Source organism: Streptomyces diastatochromogenes, from assembly GCF_002242805.1.
Taxonomy (GTDB): domain Bacteria; phylum Actinomycetota; class Actinomycetes; order Streptomycetales; family Streptomycetaceae; genus Streptomyces; species Streptomyces diastatochromogenes.
Genome location: NZ_MCGQ01000022.1, coordinates 159538 through 185375, shown reverse-complemented (window position 1 = coordinate 185375; position 25838 = coordinate 159538). Strand labels below are relative to the sequence as shown.

The following is a 25838-nucleotide window of genomic DNA, read 5'->3' as shown; positions in this document are numbered from 1 at the left end:
GTGAGCCTTGCCGACCTCTTGGCCATCATGCGCAGGCGCTGGTACTTCATGGTGCCCCTCACGCTGCTCAGTGTTCTCGCGGGCGGGTATCTGTACCGGACCATCCCGGTGTCCTACGAGTCGCAGAGTTCCGTCACGCTCCTCGACTCCACGGCGATCGCCGATCTGGCGCCGACCTTCGGCAACCCCCTGTCGAACGCGGGCGGTTCGCTGGTCGTCACGGCCGACGTGCTGATCAGGACGCTCCAGTCCAGCGACTCGGCCAAGGAACTGCACTCCCGCGGCGTCACGGACCAGTACACGGTCGGCTTCGCGCCACAGGCCGACAGCCCGCTGCTCACCCTGAGCGTCACCGGAACCGACCGGGCGAAGGTGCTCCGGGAGACCACCATCCTCACCAAGTTCACCGGGGAGCAGCTGAAGGCCCTGCAGGCCGCCTCCAAGGTGCCGGCGGTGTACGCGGTACAGACCGCGCCGGTCGTCCTGCCGCAGACACCTGTCTCGCAGTCGAAGGGCCGGTACCAGGGCATCGCGGCGGTCGTCATCGTCGGGATGGTCAGCGCGTTCCTGCTGTCCATCCTGGCCGAGGGTGTCGCGGTGGTCCGCCGCCGGGGACGCGCCCTGGCCGGATACGTGCCCCGGCGCCATCGCGCCCGGCCCCCCGAGCGGCCCAAGGGCCTGCTGGTGCGGAGACTGGACGCGACGACGATCCTCACCGGCTATCTGGCGCTGGCCTTCTTCGTCCCGTCGAACCTCACCCTGCCCGCGCTGGGCGGCGTGGGCACCCCGGCCAACGTCTTCGCCCTGCTGGGACTTCTCTGGTACCTCGCGACCTGGCTGGGCGGCCGCATCCTGCCGGCGCCGGGCACCAGGCTGCCGCGCGTGGCGATGTGCGTGCTCGCCGCGGCGGTGCTGCTGTCGTACCTCGCGGCCGCGACCCGCGAGAGCTCGCACGAGGAGGTCCTCGGGGCCGACCGGGGGCTGATCGGACTCGGGGTGTGGGTGGCGCTGGTGGTGCTGGCCTCGGCCGGCATCCAGGAGCGCGGCCGGCTGGAGACCCTGATGCGCCGGCTCGTCGTCCTGGGCACGGTGGTCGCCCTGATCGGCTACTACGACTTCTTCGCCGCGACCAACATCGCCGACTCCATCCACATCCCGGGCCTGCATTCGAGCACCGCCGGGATGAGCGCCATGGACCGCGGCTCGTTCACCCGGCCACGCTCCACCACGGCCCATCCGCTGGAGTTCGGGGGGATGCTGGCCATCCTGGTTCCCTTCGCCGTCCACCAGGCGTTCGACCCGGTGCGCCGGCACGCCGGCGCGCTGCGCCGCTGGGCCCCGGTGGCGATCATGGCGGGGGCTCTTCCGCTGACGGTGTCCAGGACGTCCATCATCGGTGTCTTCATCGTCATCCTGGTGATGGTGCCCCGCTGGAAGCCGCAGCGGCGCTGGGCCGCGCTCGGCATCATCCTGGGCTCGGTGGCCGGCTTCAAGGTGATCATTCCCGGGCTGATCGGAACCATCACCGACCTGTTCGCCAGCTTCCTGTCCAACTCCGACAGCAGCACCCAGGCGCGCACGGTGAAGTACAGCGCGATCGTCCCCTACCTCAGCGAACGCCCCTGCTCCGGACGGGGATTCGGCACCTTCACCCCCGACCTGTACTTCTTCACGGACAACCAGTACATGCTCACCCTGGCCGAGATGGGCGCCGTGGGGCTGGTCGCGCTGCTCGTCCTGTTCGTCACCGGGATACACCAAGGCGGTGCCATCCGCCGGCTCGCGCGCACCGAGTCGGACCGGGAGCTCGGGCAGGCCTTCCTCGCCTCGGCCCTGGTCGCCCTGGTCATCAGCGCCACCTTCGACGCGCTCAGCTTCCCCATGTACGCCGGGATGTTCTTCCTGACCCTGGGCGCCGGCGGCAGCTACCTCGGCTTCATCCGCCGCGAGGCCGCCGCCGCGGTACCCGTAGAGGTCCCCGCCCCCCGTAAGACAGCCGAAGCCCAGCTCCCCCAACTCGCGGAGTCCCGATGAACCCCGTCGCCGTCATCGTCGTCACCTGGAACAGCGCCTCGGTGCTCCCCGGGTTCCTCGCCGCGCTCCCCGACGGCATGGCCGGCCTCGACTGGCGGCTCGTCGTGGCCGACAACGACTCCGCCGACGACACCGTCGAGGTCCTGCGGGCGCTGGCCCCCGACGCCACCGTCGTCCAGACCGGCCGCAACGCCGGGTACGCGGCCGGGGTCAACGCGGCGCTGCGTGCGGCCGGTGCGTACGGGGCCGCGCTCATCTGCAACCCCGACATCCGGATGCGGCAGGGCTGCGCCAAACGTCTCGTCGACGGCCTCGGGGACGGGGTCGGGATCGCCGTACCCCTCCTGTACGAAGAGGGCAGGGACACGCCCCATCACTCGCTGCGCCGCGAGTCGAGCGTGCTCCGGGCCCTCGGCGAGGCCGTGATCGGCAACACCCGGGCCGGGCGCTTCCCGGCCCTGAGCGAGATGGTCACCGACCCCGCCGCATATCGGCGGCCCACGCGCGCGGACTGGGCGACCGGCGCGCTCATGGCGATATCGGGGGACTGCCTGGCCGCCTGCGGTCCCTGGGACGAGTCCTTCTTCCTCTACTCGGAGGAGACCGAGTACTGCCTGCGGGCGCGGGACCGGGGATACGGCACGCGGTTGGAGCCGACGGCCGAGGCCGTTCACCTGGGGGGCGACTCCCAGGTGTCGCCCCGGCTGTGGACGCTGCTCACCCTCAACCGTGTCCGTCTGTACCGGCGCCGGCACGGCCCCCTCGCCACGGCCGCCTTCCGCACCGCCGTCCTGCTCCGGGAAACCTCACGCGCCGTGCTCGGCCGCCCGGCCAGCCGAGCCGCCGCCGCCGCCCTCGCCCGACCGGGCGCCCTGCGGGCCACGCCGGGGCCGTGACTTCAGGGGCGCGTCTTCCGGCGTCCGAGTCGCCGCATCACCGGCACCTCGACGAACCGGTGCATGAGCCCCGCGAGCGCCACTGACAGAGCGAGCGCTCCGACGGTGAGCGTCCATGCCTTGGCCGGTGCCGAACCCTGAGCGTCGAGCCCCCGCATCAGATCCACGATCACCGACTGATGGATCAGATAGAAGGCGAAGGAGACCTCACCCAGCCACACCGCGGACCGGCTCCGCCACACGCTCCGCTTCCCCTCGACGTCGGCCACAGCCACGGCGGGGATGAGCAACGCGAACGGGATCACGGTGACGGCCGACGTTTCCGCGTCCGGCGGGAAGTACGGCGTCACGGCATACGCGACGACGAGCAGTACCGCGACGGACCACACAGGAATCCGCGGCCAACGCCCGCTCTTCACGATGAGCGCCATCAGCATCCCGAGCACGAACTCCAGCAAGCGGACCGGCGGGAAGATGTAGACGAACCAGTAGTGCCGCTCGGCAGGCAGCAGCATCGCCACCACGGGCACCGCGAACACGGCCGCTACGCACACCGTGGCGCTCGCCCACAGCCGCTCCGGACGAATGCGGCTCAACACGGGCAGCAGCGCCGGGAAGAGGGCGTAGAAGAACGCCTCGCACGCGAGCGACCAACTGACCGAGTTCGCGCCGAAGTAGACGCCCGGGTCCGGCCACCACGCCTGAACGAGCCCCAGGTTCGCCGCTCCGACGAGGAACCCGACGGCGTGGCCGGTCGCGTACAGGCCGGCGACGGAGATGACGAAGGCCACGAAGTAGTTCGGGTAGATCTTCGCCGCTCGACGCCGCCAGAAGGCACGAGCGGTGTCGCCCAGCCGCGCTGACCACGTCAGGACGAAGCCACTGAGGACGAAGAAGAACGAGACGCCTACGGCGCCGGCACCCGCCGTGCGAGCGAACGCGTGCTGCGTCGACGACGGGGCCAACAGCCCCGATATCGAGATGTGGAAGCAGAAGACGAGGAACGCGGCGACGAACCGGAGCCCCGTCAGCGAGGGGAGCCTCGATCCGTCGGCCTGCGTTCTGGCGGGTCTGTCCGATCTGTCGGTGACCTCAACTGCACTCATGAACCCCCCAAGAGCCCCGTAAGCAGTAGTACTAGCTCGCACCCCGCGGTCGGCAGACCATGGCGATGAAGTCGTGCCCCACCTCCGGCAGGGCCGCGTCCTCCGCGGCGAAGCACCGCTCCAGCAGGGCCAGCGTCTCCGGCTCCTGGTCACGGAAGTTGTGCGCGATGCCGGAGAACGCGATGTGCAACACCGTGCCGCCGTACGGCCGTTCCTCGACCACCTCGAAATGGCGCCGCAGGCCCGGCAGCAGCGCCGCCGCGTCGACCGCCTCCGAGGGGTCGTCCAGCACCATCGACAGCCTGCTGGGCCGTACGACACGGCGCTTGATCCGCCCGTCGGCCAGGCGCCGCCGCTCCTCGGGGAGACGCGCCAGCAGCGCATTCGCCGCCTCCAGTTGACCGTCGGTCCACTGGAACCGGGTGGGTCCGACGAACTCGTCGATCACGAACGTCCCGCCGGGCTCGATCAGTTGGGCAAGGCGCGGCAGGGTCTCGTCGAGGTTGTCGAAGTGGTGCAGCGACTGCAGGCCCAGCAGGACGTCGAAGCGTTCCCCGTCGCTCGTCATCTGGTTGACGTCGGTCACCCGGAAGCGCAGGACGTCCGCGAGGCCGTGCTCGGCGGCGGCCCGGGTGGCGAAGTCGATCCGCTCTGGTGCCACGTCCACGCCCTCCAGGAGGCCGAACGCGCCGGTCTTCGCCCACAGCAGCTCGTTCCCGCCGGTGCCGCACCCCAGCGACAGGCCGCGCAGATCGGTGTGCGGCGCGAAGTGCTTGGCGGCCACGTACTCGGGAAACGACGTGTCCGCGTCGCCGGTCATCAGCAGGTTCCACCGCTTGATGACCGCCGGTATCGCCCACCACTCGGTCAGCGACGGGTCGACCTGGGACCAGTGCTGGACGACCCGGGCGCCCCCGCGCACCCGCAGCTTGGCCAGCACCGGGTCCAGGTCCAGCTTCCGCACCTTGCGCAGCAGCCGGTCCGCGTCATGTCTGTTGATCAGGTTGTTCAGCATGCGGGCTCCGTTCTTACGGCTATGAGCGACTTCGGTGCACCGAGCACCCGCTCGCTGAGGAGCGCCGACCGGGGGAACAGGTAGCGCATCTCGGCGCGGGTCAGCAGCTCGATGTTGATCACGGCGTTCATCGCCGACTCCGGACTGTCGGGACGGCTGTGGACGAGCGGCCAGTGCCGTACCAGACGTGCCCTGGCGTTCAGGGGCAGGAACTGGAAGCCGGGGGCCACGAAGTGCGGCTCGACGGGGAAGTAGCGGTAGGGCGTCTGGATCCAGTGCAGCGGCGCCAGTTGCTCGACGGCGGAGACGAACTTCTGCCGCTGGCTGTGGCCGCCGACGTGCTCGATGGTCGAGTTGGAGAACACCAGGTCGTAGCCGCCGTCGGCGCTCAGTTCGGCGGCGACCGCCGGATCGGTGACGTCGGCGTTCTCCGCGGTGATCCAGTCGGGCAGTTCGGCGGGGTGTGCCTCCAGGTTGATCAGGTGGACGTGCTTGGCGCGCACCGGTGCGCGCAGCCACATCTCGGCCGTCCCGCCCAGGTCCACCACGCTCATGTTCTCGATGCCGGGGAAGCAGCGCCGGAACCGCTCCCAGCGGGCGATGCGGAGTCGTTCGCCCAGCGAGCCGGGCGCGTCGACGAATCTGTTTCTGAGAGCGCGGGAGCGGGGCATCGGATCAACCACCTGAGGTCGGAGCGGAAAGGGAGGGAGCAAGCCTCAACTGGGCTGTCGCCATTGGGTGTAGAAGCTGGCCGGGTTCATCAGGTACCGGACGGTGGGGTGCGGCACATGGCGCACCCGGTGCCTGCGGCCGTACCGGCGGATCAGCTCCCAGTCCTCCCGGGGCAGCACCTCGGGCGTCCGGCGCAGGCGGCTGAAGTGCAGGGAGCGGGTGCGGCGGGCGACGAAGGCGTTGGTGTCCAGGAAGGCCTCGCGGGCGGCCCGGCGCCGGTCGAAGGGCACCGACAGGACGTCCTTCTCGCTTCCGTCGGGCAGGACGCGGCGCAGTGCCGTGTAGACGCCGTCGGGTCCGTCGGGGGACTCCAGGACCGCCAACGTCCGTTCCAGATGGTCGGGTTCCCACAGGTTGTCGTCGTCCAGGAACGCCACGTACCGCGAGCGGGTGAGGCGGATGCCCACGTTGCGCACGACGCCCGCCACGCCGGTGTTGTGCGCCAGCGAGACGGCGAACAGCCGTGGATCGTCGGGGAGTTCGGGTAGTCCGGCGCCGTCGTCGACCACGATGACGACCTGGTCGCGAACGGTCTGGTCCAGGGCCGAGCGCACCGCGGCACGCAGCGCCTCGGGACGCCGGTGGGTGGCGATCACCGTGGCGACCAGCGCCGAGGGCGGCGACGGCAGACCGGCGGCCAGCCGTCGGGTCTCGGCGTCCTCGAACCGGCGCAGCCGCACCGCGGTGGAGGCCAGCAGGACCTTGTTCCTGGCCTCGAAGAGCACCAGCCAGCCGAACACCGCCTTGAGCAGCGTCCAGGGCGCCCGCGCGACACGGCGCGTGATTGCCCCGCTCACGAGGCCGGCTCCGGCTGGACCGGGCGGCCGTCGGACATCCGGTTGTTCCGCCACACGTTCCCGGCGCCGCCCGCGTTCCAGTGGGCGACCGTGCCGTAGCCGCCGGAGGCGGGGTGGTACTGCGTCGAGAAGACGTTGTTCGTGACCGTGATCCCGGTGGCGCCCGTGTCACCGCCGTAGAGGGCGTAGGCGCCGCCGGCGATCCAGTTGTCGTCGACGGTGACGTTGCGGACCACTCCGGTGTCCGCGAACAGACCGATGCTTCCCGAGGCGCCCTGCTTGAGGCTCGTCGGGTTGAGCAGGGTGTTGTGGCGGATGATCAGGTGGCCGGTGTTGCCGCCGCTGCTGATCACCGCATTGGTGTGCTGCCACTCGCCGCCCTTGTTGATGAACGGGGCGATGTCGTGCACGTAGTTGTCGTGCAGATTGCCCTGGCCCATGGCCAGGGCGTCGCCGAACACCGAGACGTCGCACCAGCCGACCTCGATGGAGCTGGTCCCCATGTTCGACACCGCGTAGTCCACACCGCCGTTGTCCGGCCCCTTGCCGGGTACGGCGGTGATGGTGGTGTGCAGGATCCGCAGGCCGCTGTAGCCCGGGCGCAGGTTGATGCCCCACCAGCTGTCCGAGGTGATCCTGGTGTCGATGACGGTGACGTCGTTCGCGTAGATGTCGAGCGAGCCGGTGATGTCCCAGCCCCGGATGACGAGCCCGTTCTTACGGACGGCCAGGTAGCCGGTCTTGTGGGGCTTGAGGGGGATGCGGGGGCCGGTGGTGCGGGCGTCGGGGAAGCCGCAGGCGCTGGGAGAGGCGCACGCGTTCTTGGCGGCGGGTTTCCCGGACGCGCCGCTCGTACCGGTCGTCGCGGTGGGCGTCTTCGTCGGGGACGGCGAGGCGGCGGGGTTCCCGGTCGTCTCGCCGGCCGAGGCCGACGGGCCGGCGCTCGGTGCCGCCGAGGACCCGCTCGCAGGGCAGGTGAGCGCGTCGTCCGGGCAGTCCGGTGCCGCGGCCCGGTCCGATCCCGAGCAGGCCACGCCCACGACCGCGAGTAAGGCCGCGAGCATCACCCACGCGAGCGAGTTCCGGCTGATACGCCGTGACATCCGGCTCACCTCATGTCCTGTTGGGTAGACCGAACCGGTGCGGACGCCCGGTGCCGGCCGCGGTGGGGCCGGTCGCCGCGGTCGACGCCGCGCAGGAAGTCGCGGCTGGGCAGTACGCACACCGTGTAACCGGCCAGGGCGATCGTGCCGATGGCGAGGAGCGCGAGCCGGCCGTCGCCCAACGGGCCCTGCAGCCCGAGGATGATCGCGGCCATCACGGCCCCGCCGAGGAAGGGCCAGGCGCAGGCCCTGGCGATCCGGCCGACGCCGATGCCGCCACGGCTGAGGGCGATCAGGAACACGGGCACCACCATGCCGCCGGCGACCAGCACATGGCCTTGTGAGACGCCGACGATGCCGTTCAGCCGGGCGGCGACGAGGAGCACCGGGATCAGGGCTGCCAGCCACAGGCCCTGCACCAGGAAGAGCGAACGACGCTGTCCGATCGCGACCAGGCAGTCGTAGGCGAGTTCGGAGCCGATGCGGATCAGGCCGAGGGCCATCAGCCAGGGCAGTGCCGCGGCGGCGGGGGTCCACTGGCTTCCGTAGATCAGTTGGATGGCCGGCTCCGCGAGGCCGGCCAGCAGGACGCACAGCGGGACGGTGCCGGTGATCACCACCCCCAGGGCACGGCTGAATCCCTGGGCGAGCGCCTGCGGCGAGTCGGCCAGGCGGGAGAATCCGGCGAAGGAGACCCGGCGGGCGGCCTCGGAGATGATCCGCACGGGCCAGCCGGAGATGTTGAAGGCGAGCACGTAGAAGCCCAGGGACACGTTGCCCAGCGTCGCGCCCACCACCATGGTGTCGACGTTGACCACCGCCAGGGCCAGCAGGCTCGCCCCGGCCAGCGGAAGCCCGAACCGCAGCAGCGCCCGGGCCTGCCCGGGGTCCCAGCCGAACTTCAGGGTGCCCGGCGCCGCCAGCCCGCAGCCGATCAGCGTCACGACGTTGCCCGCCACGGCGCCCCAGGCGAAGCTCATCGCGCCCCAGCCCTCGAAGGCCAGCACCAGCGTCACCGCGGTACCGACCACGAAGTTGAGCCCATCGATGATCATCCGCCTGCCCTGGGCGAACTCACGGGTGAGGAAGCCGCCGGGCACCTGTGCCACCCCGTCGATCACCACGCACAGGCACATCACCCGCAGGACGCCCGCGGCGTCCGGCGAGCCGAGCAGGCCGGCCACCGCCGGGGCCGCCGAGAACAGCGCCACGTACAGCAGGCCGCTGGAGAGGGTGCTGAGGGTCAGTACGGTCGGCGCGAACCGCCGTGCGTCCCCCTCCCAGCGCACGATGGCCAGTCCCACGCCCAGCTCGTTCGCGGACAGCAGGACCAGCAGCACGGTCTGGGCGATGCCGTACACGCCCCATTCCGCGGGGCCGAGGGCGAAGCGCGCCAGCACGATGCCGGTCGCGAAGTTGCCCAGGCGCAGGACGACCGTGTTGATCAGGCTCCAGCGGGCCGCCGAACGGACCTTGCGGCCGAGGGAGTTGGCAGCGGGGGGTGCGGGAGGGGGAGGAGCGGGGGCGTCGCTCGTCTCACCGGTCTCGCTGCCCGGTGCGCGGGCGGTGTCCATGAGTCGACTCCTCGTCGAGCGGCTCTGTGGCGGACGCCCCGGCCATGACGGGCCGTGGCGCTGTGGGCTCTGCGGCGTCCGGACCGTCCTCGTCCTCGGCGGACCGCGACCAGCTCGGCGGCCGCCGGATGGCGAGCGTCTCTTCCACGACCGATTCCCCGGTCGAGGGGGTCGAGACGTTCGAGGGGGTCGAGGGGGTCGAGGGGACGGGGGCGGTCGTCTCCGGCGCCGGCTCCGGCTTGCGCGGCCGCTTGCGCGCCTCCACGTAGAAGGCGGCGACCAGAGTGACCACCAGGCCCAGCGCCCCGGCCATGACCAGGTACTCGATCCGCGTCTTGGTCTGCGCCACCGGGTTCTGCGGGGGCACGATCGTCGTCATACGGATCATGGCCTTCGGGGCGACCGACTGCTGCTGCTGGAACTGGTCCAGCCGCTCCTTGGCATACGCGGTAAGGATCTTGTCCGAGGCCAGGACGGAGGCCCTGTCGGTGCCGGTGACGGTGAGCCACATCAGCGGCCCCTGCGCGTTGTCGGCGAGCTTGGCCGCGAACGTGCCCTTGGCGCCACGGGACTTGAGTTCCCGGAGCGAGTCGTCGGAGTTGAGGTTGCGGGCCAGGCTGTCGGCCATGCCGGTGAGCGAGGTCTGGGTGCTGAGGAAGGGGTTGCCGTCATAAGCCAGCGTGGCCTTCTGGGAGTTCAGCAGGACCACCGTGCTCTGCGACTGGTAGTTGACCGGAACCAGCATGGTCACGCCGACGATCAGGCCGGCGGTCAGCAGCAGTCCGGGCAGCAGGACGTACCAGCGCCTGCGCATGACCCGGAAGATCTCAGCGAGATCCATGGTGGTCCCCCCTTACGACCAGACGTTCGACGAGCATATGTTGCAAGCGGATCATATGGGGAGCGTTCGGTCCGTGGGCCTCGGCTGGTCGGTCGGTCTCGGCCGGGTGCGCGCGGTGCCTCCCTCCAGCAGCACCTCGGCGATACGGTCGCTCGCGCGGCCGTCCCACAGGTCGGGCCGGCGCGGCGCCGGAGGATCGTCCAGCACCCGGTGCACGGTGGACACGATCCGCGCCGGATCCCGGCCGGCCAGCACATTGGTGCCCTGCTCGACGGTGATGGGCCGCTCGGTGTTGTCCCGCAGGGTCACACAGGGCACGCCCAGCGCGGTGGTCTCCTCCTGTACGCCGCCCGAGTCGGTCAGCACGAGGCGGGCGGCGTCCTGCAGGGCGATGAAGTCCAGGTATCCGGCGGGCGGTACGAGCCGGACGCCTCCGGGGACGCCGATCTCGGCCAGCCGTCCGGCCGCGCGCGGGTGCACGGGCAGCAGGAGCGGGCAGCGGTCGGCGATCTCGCCCAGGGCCTTCAGTAGCCCGGCGAGGACCTCGGGGTCGTCCACGTTGGCGGGGCGATGCAGGGTGACCAGGCCGAACTCGCCTCTGGACAGGCCGTATCGGCCGAGGACGTCCGAGGCCCGGGCCCGTTCCAGGTTGGTCAGCAGCGTGTCGATCATGACGTTGCCGACGAGATGGATCTGGTCGTCCCGGTAGCCCTCCGCGCGCAGGTTCACGACGGCATCGGGCGAGGGGGCCAACAGGTAGTCGCTGACGCGGTCGGTGGCTACGCGGTTGACCTCCTCCGGCATGCTCCAGTCGCGGCTGCGCAGGCCGGCCTCCACGTGCGCCAGCAGCGGTCCGGCCTTGGCGGTGACCAGGGCGCAGGCCAGCGTGGAGTTGATGTCGCCGACCACGACGACGATGTCCGGGGACACCTCGCCGAGAAGTGGCTCGAACGCGGTCATCACGCGTCCGGTCTGCTCGGCGTGGGTGCCGGAGCCGACCCCGAGGAAGCGGTCGGGCGGCCGGATGCCGAGGTCGGCGAAGAACACGTCGTTCATGGCCGGGTCGTAGTGCTGGCCGGTGTGGACGAGGAGCACCTCGGCGCCCCGGCGTTCCAGGGCGTCCATCACCGGTTTGATCTTCATGTAGTTGGGCCGCGCCCCGGCGACGCAGACGACTCGCGGCATGGGTCAGAGCACCTCGATCGTGGGTCCGGACGACAGCCGCCGGCGGCAGTCCAGGACGAAGGGGGCGTGTTCGGCGACGAGTTCGTAGTCGAAGCTGTCGTGGTCGGTGAGCAGGACCACGACGTCGGAATCCGTCAGCTCCTCCGCCGTCAGTTCGACCCGCACCAGCCGGGTGTCCACCGGCAGACTCTCGACGACGTGCGGATCCGCCGCCTTGACCTTGGCCCCCATGTCGAGCAGCAGTTGGGAGATGCGCAGGGCGGGCGACTCGCGGGCGTCACCGGTGTTCTTCTTGTACGCCAGGCCGAGCAGCAGGATGCGCGAGCCGTTCACGGAACGACGTCTCTCGTTGAACAGGTCGCTGATACGGCGTGCCACGTACTCGGGCATGTGGTTGTTGATGTCGTTGGCCAGTTCCACGAAGCGGAAGCTCTGGCCGAGTTCGCGCTGGACGCGCCAGGACAGGTACGAGGGGTCGATCGGCAGGCAGTGACCGCCGACGCCCGGTCCGGGCGTGAACTTCATGAAGCCGAACGGCTTGGTGGAGGCGGCGTCGATGGCCTGCCAGACGTCGATGTCCAGGTGGTGGGCGAACATCGCGATCTCGTTGACCAGCGCGATGTTCACATGCCGGAAGGTGTTCTCCAGCAGCTTGGCGAGTTCGGCCTCCTTCGGCGAGCCCACCGGCACGGTGGTGTCCACGAGTTGGCCGTAGAAGTCCTGAACTGCCTTGAGGGAGGCCGCGTCGACGCCGGAGACGACCTTCGGGGTCTCCTTGAGGCCCCAGACGGCGTTGCCGGGGTCGATCCGCTCCGGGCTGTAGCCGAGGTGGAAGTCGGTGCCCGCGGTCAGGCCCGAGCCGTCCTCCAGGATCGGGGCGAACAGCTCCTGGGTGGTGCCGGGATAGGTGGTCGACTCCAGGACCACGGTGGCTCCCGGGCGAAGGTAGCGGGCGAGGGTGGCCGCCGACTCCTTGATGTACCGCAGGTCGGGGCTGCCCTCGTGCAGCGGGGTCGGGACGGTCACGACGGCGATGTCGAAACCGCCGCAGTCGCGGGCCGACTCGCTCGGGCGGTAGGCACCGCGGTCCAGTGCCGCGCGGATCCGCTCGGAGGAGACGTCCTCGACGAAGGACTCACCGGCGGAAAGGCTCTTGATCCGCCGGGCGTCGACGTCGTAGCCGATCACCTCGTGTCCGACCTCGGCGGCGCGGATGGCCAGTGGCAGGCCGACGTATCCCTGTCCGACCACGACGACGCGCATCAGTGACTCCTGTTCGCGGAAGCGGGCGACGGGGTGAGCCGGATGAACTCGCGCGCCGTCATGACGAGGAAGGCAGCATTGGTGGTGAGATAGCGCCGGCCCAGGCGGCGCGGCTCCTGGAGCGCGCGGTAGAGCCATTCGAGTCCCCACCGCTGCCAGGTCTCGGGGGCCCGCTTGGTGACTCCGGCCAGGATGTCGAAGGAGCCTCCGACTCCGTGCACGACGCGGGCGCCGGTGCGTGCGCCGTAGGCGGCGGTGAAGATCTCCTTCTTCGGCGAGGTCATGCCGAGGAACAGCATCTGGGCGCCGCTGCGGGCGATCGCGTCCGCCACGGCCTCCTGCTGGGAGTCGTCGAAGTAGCCGTTGCGGCTGCCGGCCACCTTCAGGCCGGGGAAGCGGTCGGCGACCCGGCGCAGCATCTCCTCCAGCACGTCCTGTCTGGCGCCGAGGAAGTACACGGACATGCCCGCCGATTCCGCCTCGGCGAGCAGCCGCAGGAACAGGTCGATCCCGGCCACCCGTTCCGGTAACGGGGCGCGCAGGACCCGGCCGGCCCAGACCACGGCCTGCCCGTCGGCGACGACGAGATCGCAGCCGGCCACGGCCCGGGCGAGCCGGGGGTCGCGCCGCATGTTCACCAGCTTGGCGGCGTTGACCACCCCGACCTCGAGCTGTCTGCCGTCCCGGACCGCCTCCAGGCAGCGCTGTACGGTCTCGTCCATGGTCAGCGGGTCCAGCTCGATCCCGAACAGAGACTGACGCTCGCTCATATCCGGCCCCCCTGCCAGGCGTAGAGCATCCAGCCGAACTCGTACGGCCGGCATTCGCGGTCCACGGAGACCGGGCGGTACACCCGGTCCAGGGACTTCAGCCGGAGGTTCGGAGCGATGCGGGTCCCGAGCCCTCGGGCGGCGCGTACGGCCTTCTTCGGATCGCCCCGGTAGACCTTGCGCCAGGTGACGCCCAGCTTGTCGAGGATCAACGGCTCCCGGTGTTCCGCGCCGGCCAGTTCGGGCACGTCCGTCATCCAGCGCAGGCCCTTGCGGATCGACGCGCCGAAGTCGGTGCCGCCGGCGTCGGTGAGATCGAACAGGGCGGTCGGTGCCATCGCGTGCTGGTGGACGCTGTAGACCGGGTAGCCCTCCACGACACCGCCGGTGCGCGCGTCGTAGTGCCACCACCACTGCCCGCCGTCCCCCTGCAGCTCGCAGATGCGTGCCGCGCACGCCTCGGCCGCGGCCAGCGCCTCCGGGTCGCCGTCGCCACTGGCGTGTGCGCGGGCCAGGGCCTGGAGCGGGTAGGTCTGGTCGGCGAAGCAGCTCACATGCGCCCGGTACCAGGGCACCAGACCGGGCCCGGTGGCGTGCGGGAACAGCGGGCTGTCGCCGATCCGGGCCCGCAGCAGACGGTCGCGGGCTGCGGTGAAACGTCTCTCCACGTCGACCGTGTCGCGAGCCGCCGCGAGGGCGGACAGCACCCACGCCGCCTCGACGGTGTACTGCGGCCGGCCCTCCTCGTCCAGGGCCTCGACCCGCGCGAGGGCGTCGGACAGTTTGGGGTGCCCGGTCTCGGCGGCGGCCCAGGCGATGAGCGCCGCGTCACCGAGGTTGGTCACCGCGGGCAGTGACTCGATCAGCAGACCCGTGAACTCCTGGGCGGTACGTCCCGCGAGCACCGCACGCTGGCGGTCCTCGGGGAGGAACCGGGTGCCCAGCGCGGTGATGGCCGCGTACCGGGTACTGGTCCCGCGCCGCTCCAAGGTCCAGGAACCGTCGGGGGCTTGCCGCCCGGCCATGGTGAAGGCGAAGACCTCGCCGCCGGGGAGCAGCATCGACCCGAGCCCCGACTCGGCGACCGCGAGGAGTCGTTGGGCGAGTGCGAGCAGCGGCGGTTCCTCATGACCGAGCGCCTGCAGACGTGTGATGGTCATCGTTGGGACACACCAACCCCCCTGTGGGTCCTGTGTTTTGAACAGACTCGTGATCGCCGCGTCGCCGAAGGTCACGCGGCGGAAGGCAGACGTCAGACGTCAGGCGCCGGAGCGGTCGTCACTCCTCGCTGCAGACACAGGTGTCCCCACCCGGTACCCCCCCTGGGCACTACTGGCATGTGTGCTCACTGTGCCCGGCCTGCACAGTTCGCACACATGTTATGCCTGCGGATGTTCGAGGATTGGCGTTTTGGGAGAATCAGGTGTCATGCGCGTTCCACGAGTTCGCCGTCCTTCTCGTCGTACAGCGCGCCCGTCTCCGGGCACTCCCATCCGCCCGACTCCCCTTCGCGCTCGACCAGTCGTACGCCGGCCCGGCCGACCCAGCCGATCCGGCGCGCCGGAACGCCGGCCACGAGCGCGAAGTCCGGCACGTCCCGCGTCACCACGGCACCCGCCGCGACCAGCGCCCAACGACCGACGCGTACCGGCGCCACACACACCGAACGGGCCCCCAGCGACGCCCCCTCGGCCACCACCACCGCCACGGCCTGCCAGTCACCACCGCGCTTCAGCCGGCCCTCCGGGTCCACCGAACGGGGAAAGTAGTCGTTGGTGAGCACCGCCGCCGGGCCGACGAACACCCCGTCACCGAGCACCGCGGGTTCGTAGACCAAGGCGTAGTTCTGGAGCTTCACGTGGTCGCCGATCCGCACCCCCGGCCCCACATAGGCTCCCCGGCCCACGATGCACCCGCTGCCCAGCCGGGCGTCCTCCCGTATCTGGGCCAGATCCCAGACCGTCGTTCCGTCACCGACCGTGGCCGTCTCGTCGACCTGTGCGGTCGGCTGGATCGTGAAGCTCACCGGGCTGGACCTCTCTTTTCGTCGAGCAGAGCCGGAAAAGCCGCCTCCAGCGCCTCGCGCCAGGGACGGATGGGTTCGATCCCCGCCCGGCGCCAGCGGTCGTGCCCCAGGACGCTGTACGAGGGGCGGGGAGCGGGCCGCGCGAAAGCGGTGCTGGTGGTCGGCCGGACGCGTCCGGGGTCCGCGCCCAGCAGCCGGAAGATCTCCTGGGCCAGGCCGCACCAGGTCGTCTCCCCACCGCTGGTGCCGTGGTAGATCCCGGCGGGCGCGGTACCGGCGAGGGCGGCCTGCCCGAGCCGTACCAGCCGGTCCGCGAGGTCCACGGTCCAGGTGGGCTGTCCGTACTGGTCGTCCACCACGTCGACGGTGTCCTTGACGGACTCGAGTCCGATCATCGTGCTGACGAAATTCCGGCCCCCCGCCCCGTACAGCCAGGCCGTACGCACGACATACCCCGCGTCCGGGAGCGCGGCCAGCACGGCCTGTTCCCCCGCCTGCTTCGTACGTCCGTACGCGCTGCGCGGTGCCGTCGGGGCGTCCTCGCGGTACGGGCCGGCGGCGTCGCCCGCGAACACGTAGTCCGTGGAGACCTGAACCAGCCTGGCGCCGGTCTTCGCACACGCCTCGGCGAGGTGCCCGGGCCCGTCGCCGTTGACCCGCAGGGCGTCCGCCTCGCGCGCCTCGGCGTCGTCGACGGCCGTCCACGCGGCGCAGTTGACCACGATCCGGGGCCGGTGCGCGTCGACCGCGTCGTGGACCGCGCCGGCGTCGGTGATGTCGAGACCCTCCCGGGCCAGGCCGACGACCTTCTCGCCGTCCCGGCGGAGCCGCGCCACGACGTCCTGCCCGAGCATCCCGGTGGCGCCGGTGATCAGCCACGTGGAGGTCACGGCGCCACGCGCTCCTTCAGCGCCTCCCACCAGGCGCGGTTCTCGCGGTACCAAGTGACCGTCTCCGCAAGGCCGGTGGCGAAGTCCTTGCGGGGCTCGTAGCCGAGTTCCGTGCGGATCTTGGCGCAGTCCACGGAGTAGCGGCGGTCGTGGCCCTTGCGATCGGCGACGTACTCGACGCTCGTGTCCCAGCCCGCGCCGCAGGCCTCCAGCAGCAGGGCGGTCAGCTCCTTGTTGGACAGCTCGGTGCCGCCGCCGATGTTGTAGACCTCACCGGCCCGCCCCTTGGTGCGCACCAGCTCGATGCCCTGGACGTGGTCGTCGATGTGCAGCCAGTCACGGATGTTGCCGCCGTCGCCGTACAGCGGGACCTTCCTGCCGTCCAGCAGGTTGGTGACGAAGAGCGGGATGACCTTCTCGGGGAACTGGTGGTGCCCGTAGTTGTTGGAGCAGCGGGTCACCCGTACGTCGAGACCGTGGGTGCGGTGGTAGGCGAGGGCGATCAGGTCGCTGGACGCCTTGGATGCGGCGTACGGGGAGTTGGGGCGCAGGGGGTCGGTCTCCGGCCAGGAGCCGGAGTCGACGGAGCCGTACACCTCGTCGGTGGAGACGTGCACGAAGGTCCTGATCCCGGCCCGGTGGGCGGCGTCGACCAGGGTGTGCGTGCCCACCACGTTCGTGCGGACGAACTCCGCCCCGCCGTCGATGGATCGGTCCACGTGCGACTCGGCGGCGAAGTGGACGACCTCGTCGTGCCGGGCGAGCAACTCGTCGACCAGCTCGGCGTCGCAGATGTCGCCCTTGACGAAGGCGAATCCGGGGTGATCGCCCACCGCGTCGAGGTTGGCCGGATTGCCCGCGTAGGTGAGCTTGTCCAGCACCGTGACCGCCACATCGCCCGGGTCGGCCGGGCCGAGGAGCGTGCGGACGTAGTGCGAGCCGATGAAACCGGCGCCGCCGGTCACCAGGATCCGGGTCGGGCGGGCGGGAGAGGAAGGGGTCGTCATGACGAGATCTGCACCTTGCTGTGGTCGCCGAGGACGAAACGGTGGGCGGCGGGCTTGCGGGGCGCGGGAGTGACCTCGACGTTGCGGCCGATGAGGGAGGCCTCCACCCGCCGGACGCCGCTCACCGAGGAGTCGCGCAGCACGATCGAGTACTCGATCTCGCTGTCCTCGATCCGGCAGTCGCCGGATATCGAGGTGAAGGGGCCGACATAGGAGTCGGTGATCACGGTGTTCGCGCCGACGACCACCGGGCCCACGATCCGGCTGCCGGTCACCTTCGCCCCGGGCTCGATCCGCACCCGGCCGATGATCTCGCTGTCGTCGTCGACCGTGCCGTCGATCCGGCGCTCCAGGGTCTCCAGCACCGAGCGGTTGACCTCGAGCATGTCGGTGACGTTCCCGGTGTCCTTCCAGTACCCGGAGATCGTCGTGGAGCGCACATCGCGCCCGGCGTCGATCAGCCACTGGATGGCATGCGTGATCTCCAACTCGCCGCGCCAGGACGGCTCGATGGACCGTACGGCCTCGTGGATCGCCGGGGTGAACAGATAGACGCCCACCAGCGCCAGCTCGCTCTTGGGATGGCTGGGCTTCTCCTCCAGGCCGATCACCTGGCCCGCCGCGTCCAGCTCGGCCACCCCGAACGCGGTCGGGTTCGGCACCTTCGTCAACAGGATCTGCGCCTGAGGCCGCTCGGCCCGGAAGGCGTCCACCAGATCCGTGATGCCACCGACGATGAAGTTGTCGCCGAGGTACATCACGAAGTCGTCGTCGCCCAGGAACTCGCGGGCGATCAGCACCGCATGGGCCAGCCCCAGCGGAGCAGCCTGCGGGATGTAGGTGACGTCGAGACCGAACGCGGAACCGTCGCCGACCGCCTCCCGGATCTCCTCGGCGGTGTCCCCGACGATGATCCCGACCTGGGTGATGCCCGCCCCGGCGATCGCCTCCAGACCGTAGAACAGCACCGGCTTGTTCGCGACCGGTACGAGTTGTTTCGCCGACGTATGCGTGATGGGGCGCAAACGGGTACCTGAGCCACCGGACAACAGGAGTGCCTTCACGGAGGTCACCCTACTGACGCCGGACTCGCCGAAGAAAGGATTCCGCATATGTACGGTCCGTTTGGGACACCGTGGGCATCCCGCACGTCTCGGGAGTAACCGGCAGGCGATCGCTCGCCGTCGAGGGTGGAACGCCGTAGCGTTCGCACGCAGGTTTTACCGTCCCTTGGTTGCCGCCCCCACGGGGCCGTCGGACTCTTGGTCACCATGCCGTCGGGCAACGGGTTCTGCTGGTCAAGGGGGGTGCAGGGGCCCCCGCGCTGAGCGGGGAATGGTCATGCACCTGGAGTTCCGGCATCTCCGTATCCTGCTCACCGTCGCCGAGGCCGGCAGCATCCGCAAGGCCGCCGCACGGCTGCAGCTGTCCCAGCCGGCCACGAGCGCTCAGCTGAAGCGGATCGAACACGAGCTGGGCGGCCCGCTCTTCATCCGCCGCGCGGACGGGGTGACCCCGAACGAGAACGGACAGTACGTCCTGCGCTGCGCCCGTGACCTCGTCGTCGGCTTCGACCGGCTGCGCGAGCACGCACGATCGGCGGCCGAGACGGACCGAAAGGCCGCCGCGCCACTGAGGGCGGGCGGAACCGCCGGCCCCCTGATGTCCCTGCTGGTCTCCGCCCTCTTCGAACTCGTCCCGGAACGCCGGCTCACCATAGACGCCCGCCGTTCGGTGCACACCCTGGTGAAATCGCTGAGCCTGTCGAAATGCGACATCGCGGTGTTCGGCGAGTTCCCCGGCTTCCCGCTTCCGGTCGGCGAGTCGGTGAAGACGCGCACACTGCTGCGCGAGCCGGTCTTCGTCCTGCTCCCCGAAGACCACCCGCTGGCGCGCCAGGAGGTGGTCGGCCTCCATGAGCTGGCGGGCGAGGAGTGGGTCATGCCGGAGGCCGACGAGAGCGGTGTACACGCGTACCTTCATCTCACCTGTCAGTCGGCGGGATTCACTCCGCGCATCGCCCATGTGACGCCGGACCTGTCCGTGGCGCAGATCCTGGTCGCCGGCCGGCGTGCCGTCTGCGGCGTATGGCCGACCGCCGACGTCCCCGCCCACGGCACCGTGCAGCGGCCGCTCGTGGACGTCCCGTTCCACCGGCGGCTGCTGCTGGCCTGGAACACGGAATCGGTTCCGCTCGAACTCGCCGACGCGGCAGGCGAGCGTCTGCTGGCCGCCTATCTGTCGCTGGTGCGGCAGCGGCCGCAGTATCTGGCCTGGTGGGAGGACGGGGGAGAGGAGTTCGCCCTCGGCGAGCGCAGGTGACCGCCCGGGCCACGGCTCCCCCTGCCCTATAACTCCGCGGTTATATCCCAGATGAAGTCACGTCAGGAACATGTCACCTGGTGAACACTTCGCGTCAACGTCCCCCAGGGCGTCGTCACCCCACGACGAGCGAAGGAATCACCCCGTCATGCCCCGTCCCCTTCTTGCCCTTTCCGCGATGGTCGCAGCCGGCGTCATCACCACGGGCGCGATGGCCGTACCCGCGCACTCGCAGACCAGCGCAGTGCGGGGCGGAATTTCCGTCCGCGACACGGCGATATCCCAGGCCAAGGCGAACGTGACCCGGCACGCCGACACCTTCGGTTTTGGTGCGGGCCAGAGACTCCACGTCAAGGACGTCGTCATCGACGCCGACGGCACCCAGCACGTCCGCTTCGAACGGACCTACCACGGCCTCCCCGTCGTCGGTGGCGACTTCGTCGTCCACCAGAAGGCCGACGGCTCGCTCAAGGGATCCACCCGCGCCAAGGCCCACAAGGTGGCACTCAAGTCCGTCACACCCGCCGTCGACGCCAAGGGCACCGCGGCAAGCGCCCTGAAGCGCTCGCACGGGTTGGTGCGCAAGGCCAAGTCCACCCCCGAGCTGATTGTGTGGGCCGCCGACGGCACCCCCCGCCTGGCCTGGCGCACCACCGTGCAGGGCCTGGGCGACAAGGGCCAGCCGCACGGCGAGGTCTTCGTCACCGACGCCACCACCGGCGCGGCGATCGAGAACTACGACGCCGAGCGCGAGGCGACCGGCACCGGCCACTCCGAGTACACCGGTGACGTCGGCATCGACACCACCCAGCAGGCCGACGGCACCTTCGCCCTGATCGACCCGGTGCGCGGCCACATCACCAAGGACGCACACAACCTCTCGTCCTCGTCCGTGAAGAGCACATCCGGCACCCTGTTCACCGACGCCGACAACACCTGGGGCGACGGCAGGAAGTTCTCCACCGACCGCGCCACCGCCGCCGTCGACGCGCACGCCAACACCGCGGAGACGTTCGACTACTACAAGTCGACCTTCGGCCGTAACGGCATCAAGAACGACGGCCGCGGCGCCACCGTCTTCGTCCACGTCGGCACCAACTGGGACAATGCCCAGTGGTCGGACTCCTGCTTCTGCATGCTGACCGGCGACGGCGACGGCACCACCGACCCCGAGCAGGTCGACCTCGACACCATGGGTCACGAGATGACCCACGGCGTCACCTCGGCCACCGCCAACCTGCGCTACAGCGGTGAGTCCGGCGGCCTGAACGAGGCCACCAGTGACATCCTCGGCACCATGGTCGAGTGGTACGCCAACAACCCGGTCGACACCCCCGACTACCTCTTCAGCGACCAGTCCACCCCGCCGTGGCTGCGCCGCTTCGACAAGCCGTCCCTGGACGGCCGCTCCGCCGACTGCTGGTCGAAGTCGGTCGGCCGCCTCGACGTGCACTACTCCTCGGGCGTCGGCAACCACTGGTTCTACCTCGCGAGCGAGGGCAGCGGCGCCAAGACCATCAACGGCGTCTCCTACAACAGCCCCACCTGCAACGGCTCCACCGTCACCGGCATCGGCAACAAGAAGGCCTCCGCCATCTGGTACCGGGCGCTGACCGTCTACATGACCTCCACCACGGACTACAAGGGCGCCCGCACCGCCACTCTGAACGCGGCGAAGGACCTCTACGGCGCCACCAGCACCGAGTACGCCACCGTGGCCGCGGCCTGGAGCGCGGTCAACGTCTCCTGAGACACCGACACCCCGCCTGACCCGGGGGAGCCGGCCCGGACGACGACGTGGACCCCCACAGTCGTCGCCCGGGCCCCGGCGTTTCCGGCGACCCGCGGTTGAGCCGGGGGTGCAGCGGGTGAGGGTGTGGTGCAGGCCCGCCCGAGCGCCGTCCTGGCAAGATGGCGGCATGGAACGTGTGCTTGGAATCGGCGGATACTTCCTGCGGGCCACCGACCCGGCGGCCCTGAACGCGTGGTACCGCGACTGCCTGGGCCTGGACGCCGACGAGAACGGCCTGTGGCGTCAGGGAGCCGGGCCGACGGTGTTCGCGACGTTCGAGTCCGACACCGACTACTTCGGGTCCCGCGCCCAGCGAACCATGCTCAACTTCCGGGTCGGCGACCTCGACGCGATGCTCGCGCAACTGCGCGCCAAGGGAGCGGACGTGGCCGAGGAGACGCAGGACATGGAGGGCGTCGGCCGATTCGGCTGGGTCACCGATCCCGAGGGCAATCGGATCGAGCTGTGGCAGCCTGCCTGAATATCCGCGGCCAACACCTATGACAGCCAAGCCCTGCAGACGCTCGTGCAAGGCATCCCACCGATCCGCTCACGCCGCGGGCCACTACGCCGACGCCCGGCCAAGCTGCACGCGGACAAGGGCTACGACTACCCCTACCTGCGGCGATGGTTACGCACACGCGGCATCATCCCGCGCATTGCTCGCCGAGGCTCAGAAGGTGAGCACCACGCGCCCCCGGAGGCCACCCGCTTCCAGCAACCGGTGCGCTTCGGTGGCCTGCTCGGCCGTGAGGGTGTGGGCGATTCGTGGGGTGAGTCTGCCTTGTTCCGCCAGGCGGCGGAGGCGGTCGAGCTTGGCGTGTTCGCGTGCGTAGTGCGGCACGAAGGTGCTCCGGGTCTCTATGCCGCGTTCAACGGGGACTTGGACGCCGCCGACCGACGAGGCCACCCGGCCACCGTCGTGCACCGCGCGGATGACGAGCCCGGCGACGCCCGCGGTGTCGACGAGTCCGTCGACACCGTCGGGTATCTCCTTGAGCACCAGCTCCGGGAACTCGCTACCGCGAGGCAGGACCACGTCAGCCCCGAGTTCCTTCACCAGTAGCTCGTCCTTCGGCGCCGCGTCGGCGATCACCCGGAACCCGTCCGCCTTGGCCAGCTGGACGGCGTAGCCGCCGACCGCGCCGGCCGCTCCGGTGACCGCCACGGTCGCCCCCGTGGGGAGTTCCAGCAGGTCCAGTGCCATACGGGCCGTCAGCCCGTTCATCGGCAGTGTGGCGGCCTCGACATCGGTCGCGCCCGCCGGTACGCGGACCACCGACTCGGCGGGGACGACCACGTGCTCGGCGTAGGCGCCGTGCGTCCCGGAGACGACCACGACAGCCATGACGCGCTCGCCGACCTGGAGATCGGTGTCGGTTCCCTCACCGATCCGCTCGACCACGCCGGCCGCGTCCATCCCTGGAACGTAGGGCGGCTCGGCGTCGGAGACGAAGGCGATTCCGCGGCGCACCAACGTGTCGACGGGGTTGACCGTCGCCGCGTGTACACGGATCCGGATCTCGCCCGGCCCGGCCTCGGGGACCGGAAGGTCCAGGACCCGCAGTACGTCGGGCCCGCCGAATTCAGTCAGGCCTATGGCCTTCATACAAGGTCCTTCCTCGGAGATGAGTCATTCGACCGCCGCGCCGCCCGACAGGCGGATCTCTTCGCTGTCGAGGGCGGCCCGCAGGCGGCGCAGGACGGTGTCGTCGATCCGGCGCTCGTCGCGCAACCGGACGACGGTGCCGCGTTCGTGGGCGATGAGGGCCAGGCGCAGCGCGAGGCAGTTCTGGTGCTGGAGCACCGCGGGGTCGCCGTGGGCTCCCGCGCTCCTGGCCCGGACGGACGCCAGGTGGGCCTCGTACTCCTGCCGTAGCCACTCGACGATCTTCGGTTCGGACCGCAGATCGACGGCGAGCTGGGGCATCACCTTGATCGCCTCATTGATGGCGACGGTCTCGGCGAGGTCGTGTTTCTCGTCGACCGAGGTGTCTGGCGGCAGCTTCGCCCAGCGCACCGCCACCGGCAGCAGGAGCCCTTGCACCACCAGCGTCACGAGGATGACGCCGGAAGCGACGAAGACGATGAAGCTGCGGTCGGGTCGTCATGGGCTTGCCTCCTCCACGGTCGTGCGGTGGGTGTGCCCCCGTGGCCGTGAGCGCGGTTGGGGCAGCTCACGCCCACGAGGCGACTGGCTCAGGGCGTGAGGAGGGTCTTGATGGCGCGGCGTTCGTCCATCGCCTTGTAGCCCTCGGCGACCTGGTCCAGGGGCAGGGTGAGGTCGAAGACCTTGCCCGGGTTGATGTGGCCGGACAGCACGCGGTCGATCAGGTCGGGCAGGTAGCGGCGGACGGGAGCCGGGCCGCCACGCAGGCCGACCTGGGAGAAGAACAGCTCCTGGCCGTCGACGGCCACCTCGTGCGGTACGCCGACGAAGCCGACGTTGCCACCCGGGCGGGCCGAGTGCAGGGCCTGCCGCATGGACTGGGCGGTGCCGACGCACTCCAGCACGGAGTCGGCGCCGATGCCGCCGGTGAGGTCCTTGATACGGGTGACGCCGTCCTCGCCGCGCTCGGTCACGATGTCGGTCGCGCCGAACTCCAGGGCCAGCTTCTGCCGGGACTCGTGGCGGCTCATGGCGATGATCCGCTCCGCGCCGAGTTCCTTCGCGGCGATGACACCGCACAGGCCGACCGCGCCGTCACCGACCACCACGGCCGTCGAGCCCGGCTTGACCTCGGCGGCCAGGGCGGCGTACCAGCCGGTGCCCATCACGTCGGAGACGGCAAGCAGGCCGGGCACGAGATCGCCGGAGGGGTGCTCGTCCGTAGCGACCAGGGTGCCGTGGGCGTTGGGGATGCGCACGTACTCGGCCTGACACGTGCTCATGAACTCGCGGTTCAGGCAGGAGGACTGCCAGCCCTTCCGGCAGTTGGCGCAGGTGTTGTCGGAGGTGGCGAAGGAGCCGACCACGAACTGCCCGGGCTTGACGTGGGTGACCTCGCTGCCGGTCTCTTCGACGACGCCGACGTACTCGTGGCCCATCGGGTGCGGGTCACCGACCGGCTCCAGACCGCGATACGGCCACAGGTCCGAGCCGCATACACACGTGGCGACCGTACGGATGATCGCGTCCGTCGGCTTGACGATCCTGGGCCCGGGGACGTCCTCCACCCGGATGTCGCCGGGGGCGTGGATCACGGTTGCTCGCATGTCTTTTCTCCTGGTGCGTTTCTCGGGCGGGGCTGCTGCTGAGGCAGCGGTGTCACCCGGACGTGCCGCATTCCTCGACGATGTCCCATGGGGTATACGGAAGTGTCTACGGCTTATGAAAAGTAATTTCCGGTCAATGAATCTGTCACCGCTCACAGGGCCCGTACAGAGGAGAATTGCACCCCAGGGCGGAAGTATCCAGGGATAAAACCTTCCTACCCACCCGAGTGGCGGACAGCGCAGACTGGCCAGCATGAACAGCAGTGCCCACCGTAAGGAGCTGGGTCACTTCCTGAAGGCCCACCGGGCCGAACTCGGCCCCCGCACGGTCGGCCCGCCCGAAACCGACCGGCGGCGGCGCGTGGCCGGCCTGCGCCGGGACGAGGTGGCCGTGCTGGCCACCATCAGCACCAACTACTACACCCGGTTGGAGCAGGGGCGCACGCCCCCCCCGCGTAACTACGACGGGCTGCGCTTTCTCTCCTCCTGGGCCGCGGCCCAGCAGGGCGGCTAAAGAAAAGGCAGGGGAGCGTGCCTTCCTCTCGGTCAGGAGCAAATCCCGACCAGGGATAAATCCTTCCTACCTTCGCTTTTGAATTCCGTGCCATGCTTCCGGAGCACGATTCACGCGATTCTTTTCGAGGAGCAATACCCCCATGTCCTCCACCGCCCGCCCCACGGTCGCCGTCGCTTTCCATTCCGGCTACGGCCACACCGCTGTCATCGCCGAGGCCGTCGCGCGCGGTGCCGCCGAAGCCGGTGCCGAGGTGATCTCGATACCCGTGGACACGATCACCGACGAGCAGTGGGCGCAGCTGGACGCCGCCGACGCGATCATCTTCGGTGCCCCCACCTACATGGGCACCGCCTCCGCCGCCTTCCACACCTTCGCCGAGGCCAGCAGCAAGCGCTGGTACACCCAGACGTGGGCCGACAAGATCGCCGCCGGCTTCACCAACTCCGGTGCCAAGAACGGCGACAAGTCCTCGACCCTCGGCTACTTCTTCACCATGGCCGCCCAGCACGGCATGCACTGGGTCAGCCTCGGCGTCCAGCCGGGCTGGGCCTCCACCGAGGGCAGCGAGGACGACGTCAACCGTCTGGGCTACTTCGTCGGTGCGGGTGCCCAGACCCCGGTCGATGCCGGCCCGGAGGCCGTCCACAAGTCCGACATCGCCACCGCAGAGGGCCTCGGCGCCCGCGTCGCACAGCAGACCGCGTTCTTCCGCGCCGGCCGCGCCGCCCTCGCCGCCTGAACCCAAGCCCCCC

Annotated in this window: 24 protein-coding genes and 2 pseudogenes; 8 read left to right on the top strand and 18 right to left on the bottom strand. The window is 70.2% G+C overall.

Annotated elements, in window-relative coordinates; translation table 11 throughout:
- Both BEK98_RS25965 and BEK98_RS25960 read left to right on the top strand, forming a co-directional pair.
- Positions 1-2034: an O-antigen ligase family protein gene (locus BEK98_RS25965; protein ID WP_094219149.1), complete on the top strand. Its 2034-nt coding sequence runs from the start codon at positions 1-3 to the stop codon at positions 2032-2034.
- Positions 2031-2930 (top strand): glycosyltransferase family 2 protein, encoded by a 900-nt coding sequence (locus BEK98_RS25960; protein WP_094219072.1) that lies wholly within the window; start codon positions 2031-2033, stop codon positions 2928-2930. The genes BEK98_RS25965 and BEK98_RS25960 overlap by 4 nt, the downstream gene beginning before the upstream one ends.
- Before the next feature lie 2 nt (positions 2931-2932).
- Here the strand turns inward: BEK98_RS25960 and BEK98_RS25955 are convergent, their stop codons facing one another.
- From BEK98_RS25955 to BEK98_RS25885, 15 genes are all read right to left on the bottom strand, one after another.
- On the bottom strand, positions 2933-4036 hold the full coding sequence (locus tag BEK98_RS25955; protein ID WP_167444265.1) for an acyltransferase family protein: 1104 nt from the start codon (positions 4034-4036) through the stop codon (positions 2933-2935).
- Between the two features lie 31 nt (positions 4037-4067).
- The gene (locus tag BEK98_RS25950; RefSeq protein ID WP_094219071.1) at positions 4068-5051 is read right to left on the bottom strand and encodes a class I SAM-dependent methyltransferase; all 984 of its coding nucleotides are present in this window, start codon (positions 5049-5051) and stop codon (positions 4068-4070) included.
- Entirely contained in the window at positions 5045-5722 is a 678-nt protein-coding gene (locus BEK98_RS25945) for a class I SAM-dependent methyltransferase (protein WP_094219070.1), read from the bottom strand. The genes BEK98_RS25950 and BEK98_RS25945 overlap by 7 nt, the downstream gene beginning before the upstream one ends.
- Before the next feature lie 45 nt (positions 5723-5767).
- Positions 5768-6580, bottom strand: coding sequence for a glycosyltransferase family 2 protein (locus tag BEK98_RS25940; RefSeq protein ID WP_094219069.1), 813 nt, complete (start codon positions 6578-6580; stop codon positions 5768-5770).
- Positions 6577-7683: a hypothetical protein gene (locus BEK98_RS25935; protein WP_244201976.1), complete on the bottom strand. Its 1107-nt coding sequence runs from the start codon at positions 7681-7683 to the stop codon at positions 6577-6579. Before BEK98_RS25935 ends, BEK98_RS25940 begins: the two co-directional genes overlap by 4 nt.
- Positions 7684-7688: 5 nt before the next feature.
- Positions 7689-9257, bottom strand: coding sequence for an oligosaccharide flippase family protein (locus BEK98_RS25930; RefSeq protein WP_094219067.1), 1569 nt, complete (start codon positions 9255-9257; stop codon positions 7689-7691).
- Positions 9220-10098: a YveK family protein gene (locus tag BEK98_RS25925; RefSeq protein ID WP_094219066.1), complete on the bottom strand. Its 879-nt coding sequence runs from the start codon at positions 10096-10098 to the stop codon at positions 9220-9222. The genes BEK98_RS25930 and BEK98_RS25925 overlap by 38 nt, the downstream gene beginning before the upstream one ends.
- A gap of 51 nt (positions 10099-10149) precedes the next feature.
- Positions 10150-11283, bottom strand: a complete 1134-nt coding sequence (wecB, locus tag BEK98_RS25920) for a non-hydrolyzing UDP-N-acetylglucosamine 2-epimerase (RefSeq protein ID WP_094219065.1) — start codon at positions 11281-11283, stop codon at positions 10150-10152.
- A gap of 3 nt (positions 11284-11286) precedes the next feature.
- Positions 11287-12546 carry a nucleotide sugar dehydrogenase gene (locus BEK98_RS25915; protein ID WP_094219064.1) on the bottom strand — a complete coding sequence of 420 codons (1260 nt, stop codon included), beginning with the start codon at positions 12544-12546 and terminating at the stop codon, positions 11287-11289.
- On the bottom strand, positions 12546-13316 hold the full coding sequence (locus tag BEK98_RS25910) for a WecB/TagA/CpsF family glycosyltransferase (RefSeq protein ID WP_094219063.1): 771 nt from the start codon (positions 13314-13316) through the stop codon (positions 12546-12548). Before BEK98_RS25910 ends, BEK98_RS25915 begins: the two co-directional genes overlap by 1 nt.
- Entirely contained in the window at positions 13313-14476 is a 1164-nt protein-coding gene (locus BEK98_RS25905; RefSeq protein ID WP_094219062.1) for a hypothetical protein, read from the bottom strand. Before BEK98_RS25905 ends, BEK98_RS25910 begins: the two co-directional genes overlap by 4 nt.
- Before the next feature lie 266 nt (positions 14477-14742).
- A complete protein-coding gene (locus tag BEK98_RS25900) occupies positions 14743-15342 on the bottom strand; it encodes an acyltransferase (protein ID WP_094219061.1) in 600 nt (199 codons plus the stop codon).
- Positions 15339-16232 carry a dTDP-4-dehydrorhamnose reductase gene (rfbD, locus tag BEK98_RS25895; RefSeq protein WP_094219060.1) on the bottom strand — a complete coding sequence of 298 codons (894 nt, stop codon included), beginning with the start codon at positions 16230-16232 and terminating at the stop codon, positions 15339-15341. Before rfbD ends, BEK98_RS25900 begins: the two co-directional genes overlap by 4 nt.
- Positions 16229-17239, bottom strand: coding sequence for a dTDP-glucose 4,6-dehydratase (gene rfbB, locus BEK98_RS25890; protein WP_094219059.1), 1011 nt, complete (start codon positions 17237-17239; stop codon positions 16229-16231). The genes rfbD and rfbB overlap by 4 nt, the downstream gene beginning before the upstream one ends.
- Positions 17236-18303 carry a glucose-1-phosphate thymidylyltransferase gene (locus tag BEK98_RS25885; RefSeq protein WP_094219147.1) on the bottom strand — a complete coding sequence of 356 codons (1068 nt, stop codon included), beginning with the start codon at positions 18301-18303 and terminating at the stop codon, positions 17236-17238. The genes rfbB and BEK98_RS25885 overlap by 4 nt, the downstream gene beginning before the upstream one ends.
- Positions 18304-18580: 277 nt before the next feature.
- Between BEK98_RS25885 and BEK98_RS25880 the strand changes: the two genes are divergently transcribed.
- From BEK98_RS25880 to BEK98_RS49120, 4 genes and pseudogenes are all read left to right on the top strand, one after another.
- A complete protein-coding gene (locus tag BEK98_RS25880; protein WP_167444264.1) occupies positions 18581-19561 on the top strand; it encodes a LysR family transcriptional regulator in 981 nt (326 codons plus the stop codon).
- Between the two features lie 148 nt (positions 19562-19709).
- A complete protein-coding gene (locus BEK98_RS25875) occupies positions 19710-21311 on the top strand; it encodes a M4 family metallopeptidase (protein WP_094219057.1) in 1602 nt (533 codons plus the stop codon).
- Positions 21312-21480: 169 nt separating this feature from the next.
- Positions 21481-21834, top strand: a complete 354-nt coding sequence (locus BEK98_RS25870) for a VOC family protein (RefSeq protein WP_094219056.1) — start codon at positions 21481-21483, stop codon at positions 21832-21834.
- Positions 21835-22032: pseudogene (locus tag BEK98_RS49120) on the top strand (transposase); the annotation flags it as partial. It lies immediately after the preceding gene.
- On the opposite strand, the gene BEK98_RS25860 reads toward BEK98_RS49120, so the two are convergent.
- From BEK98_RS25860 to BEK98_RS25850, 3 genes are all read right to left on the bottom strand, one after another.
- Positions 22027-22962: a quinone oxidoreductase family protein gene (locus tag BEK98_RS25860; protein WP_094219055.1), complete on the bottom strand. Its 936-nt coding sequence runs from the start codon at positions 22960-22962 to the stop codon at positions 22027-22029. The pseudogene BEK98_RS49120 and the gene BEK98_RS25860 overlap by 6 nt on opposite strands.
- 24 nt (positions 22963-22986) lie before the next feature.
- Complete coding sequence (locus BEK98_RS25855; RefSeq protein ID WP_143684158.1) at positions 22987-23403, bottom strand: cation:proton antiporter family protein; 417 nt, start codon at positions 23401-23403, stop codon at positions 22987-22989.
- A gap of 149 nt (positions 23404-23552) precedes the next feature.
- A complete protein-coding gene (locus BEK98_RS25850) occupies positions 23553-24569 on the bottom strand; it encodes a zinc-dependent alcohol dehydrogenase family protein (RefSeq protein ID WP_094219053.1) in 1017 nt (338 codons plus the stop codon).
- Between the two features lie 253 nt (positions 24570-24822).
- Between BEK98_RS25850 and BEK98_RS25845 the strand changes: the two are divergent.
- Both BEK98_RS25845 and BEK98_RS25840 read left to right on the top strand, forming a co-directional pair.
- Positions 24823-25017, top strand: a pseudogene (locus BEK98_RS25845) (helix-turn-helix domain-containing protein); the annotation flags it as partial.
- A 208-nt stretch (positions 25018-25225) separates the two neighbouring features.
- Positions 25226-25825: a flavodoxin family protein gene (locus BEK98_RS25840; protein ID WP_094219051.1), complete on the top strand. Its 600-nt coding sequence runs from the start codon at positions 25226-25228 to the stop codon at positions 25823-25825.
- The last annotated feature ends 13 nt before the right edge of the window (positions 25826-25838 follow it).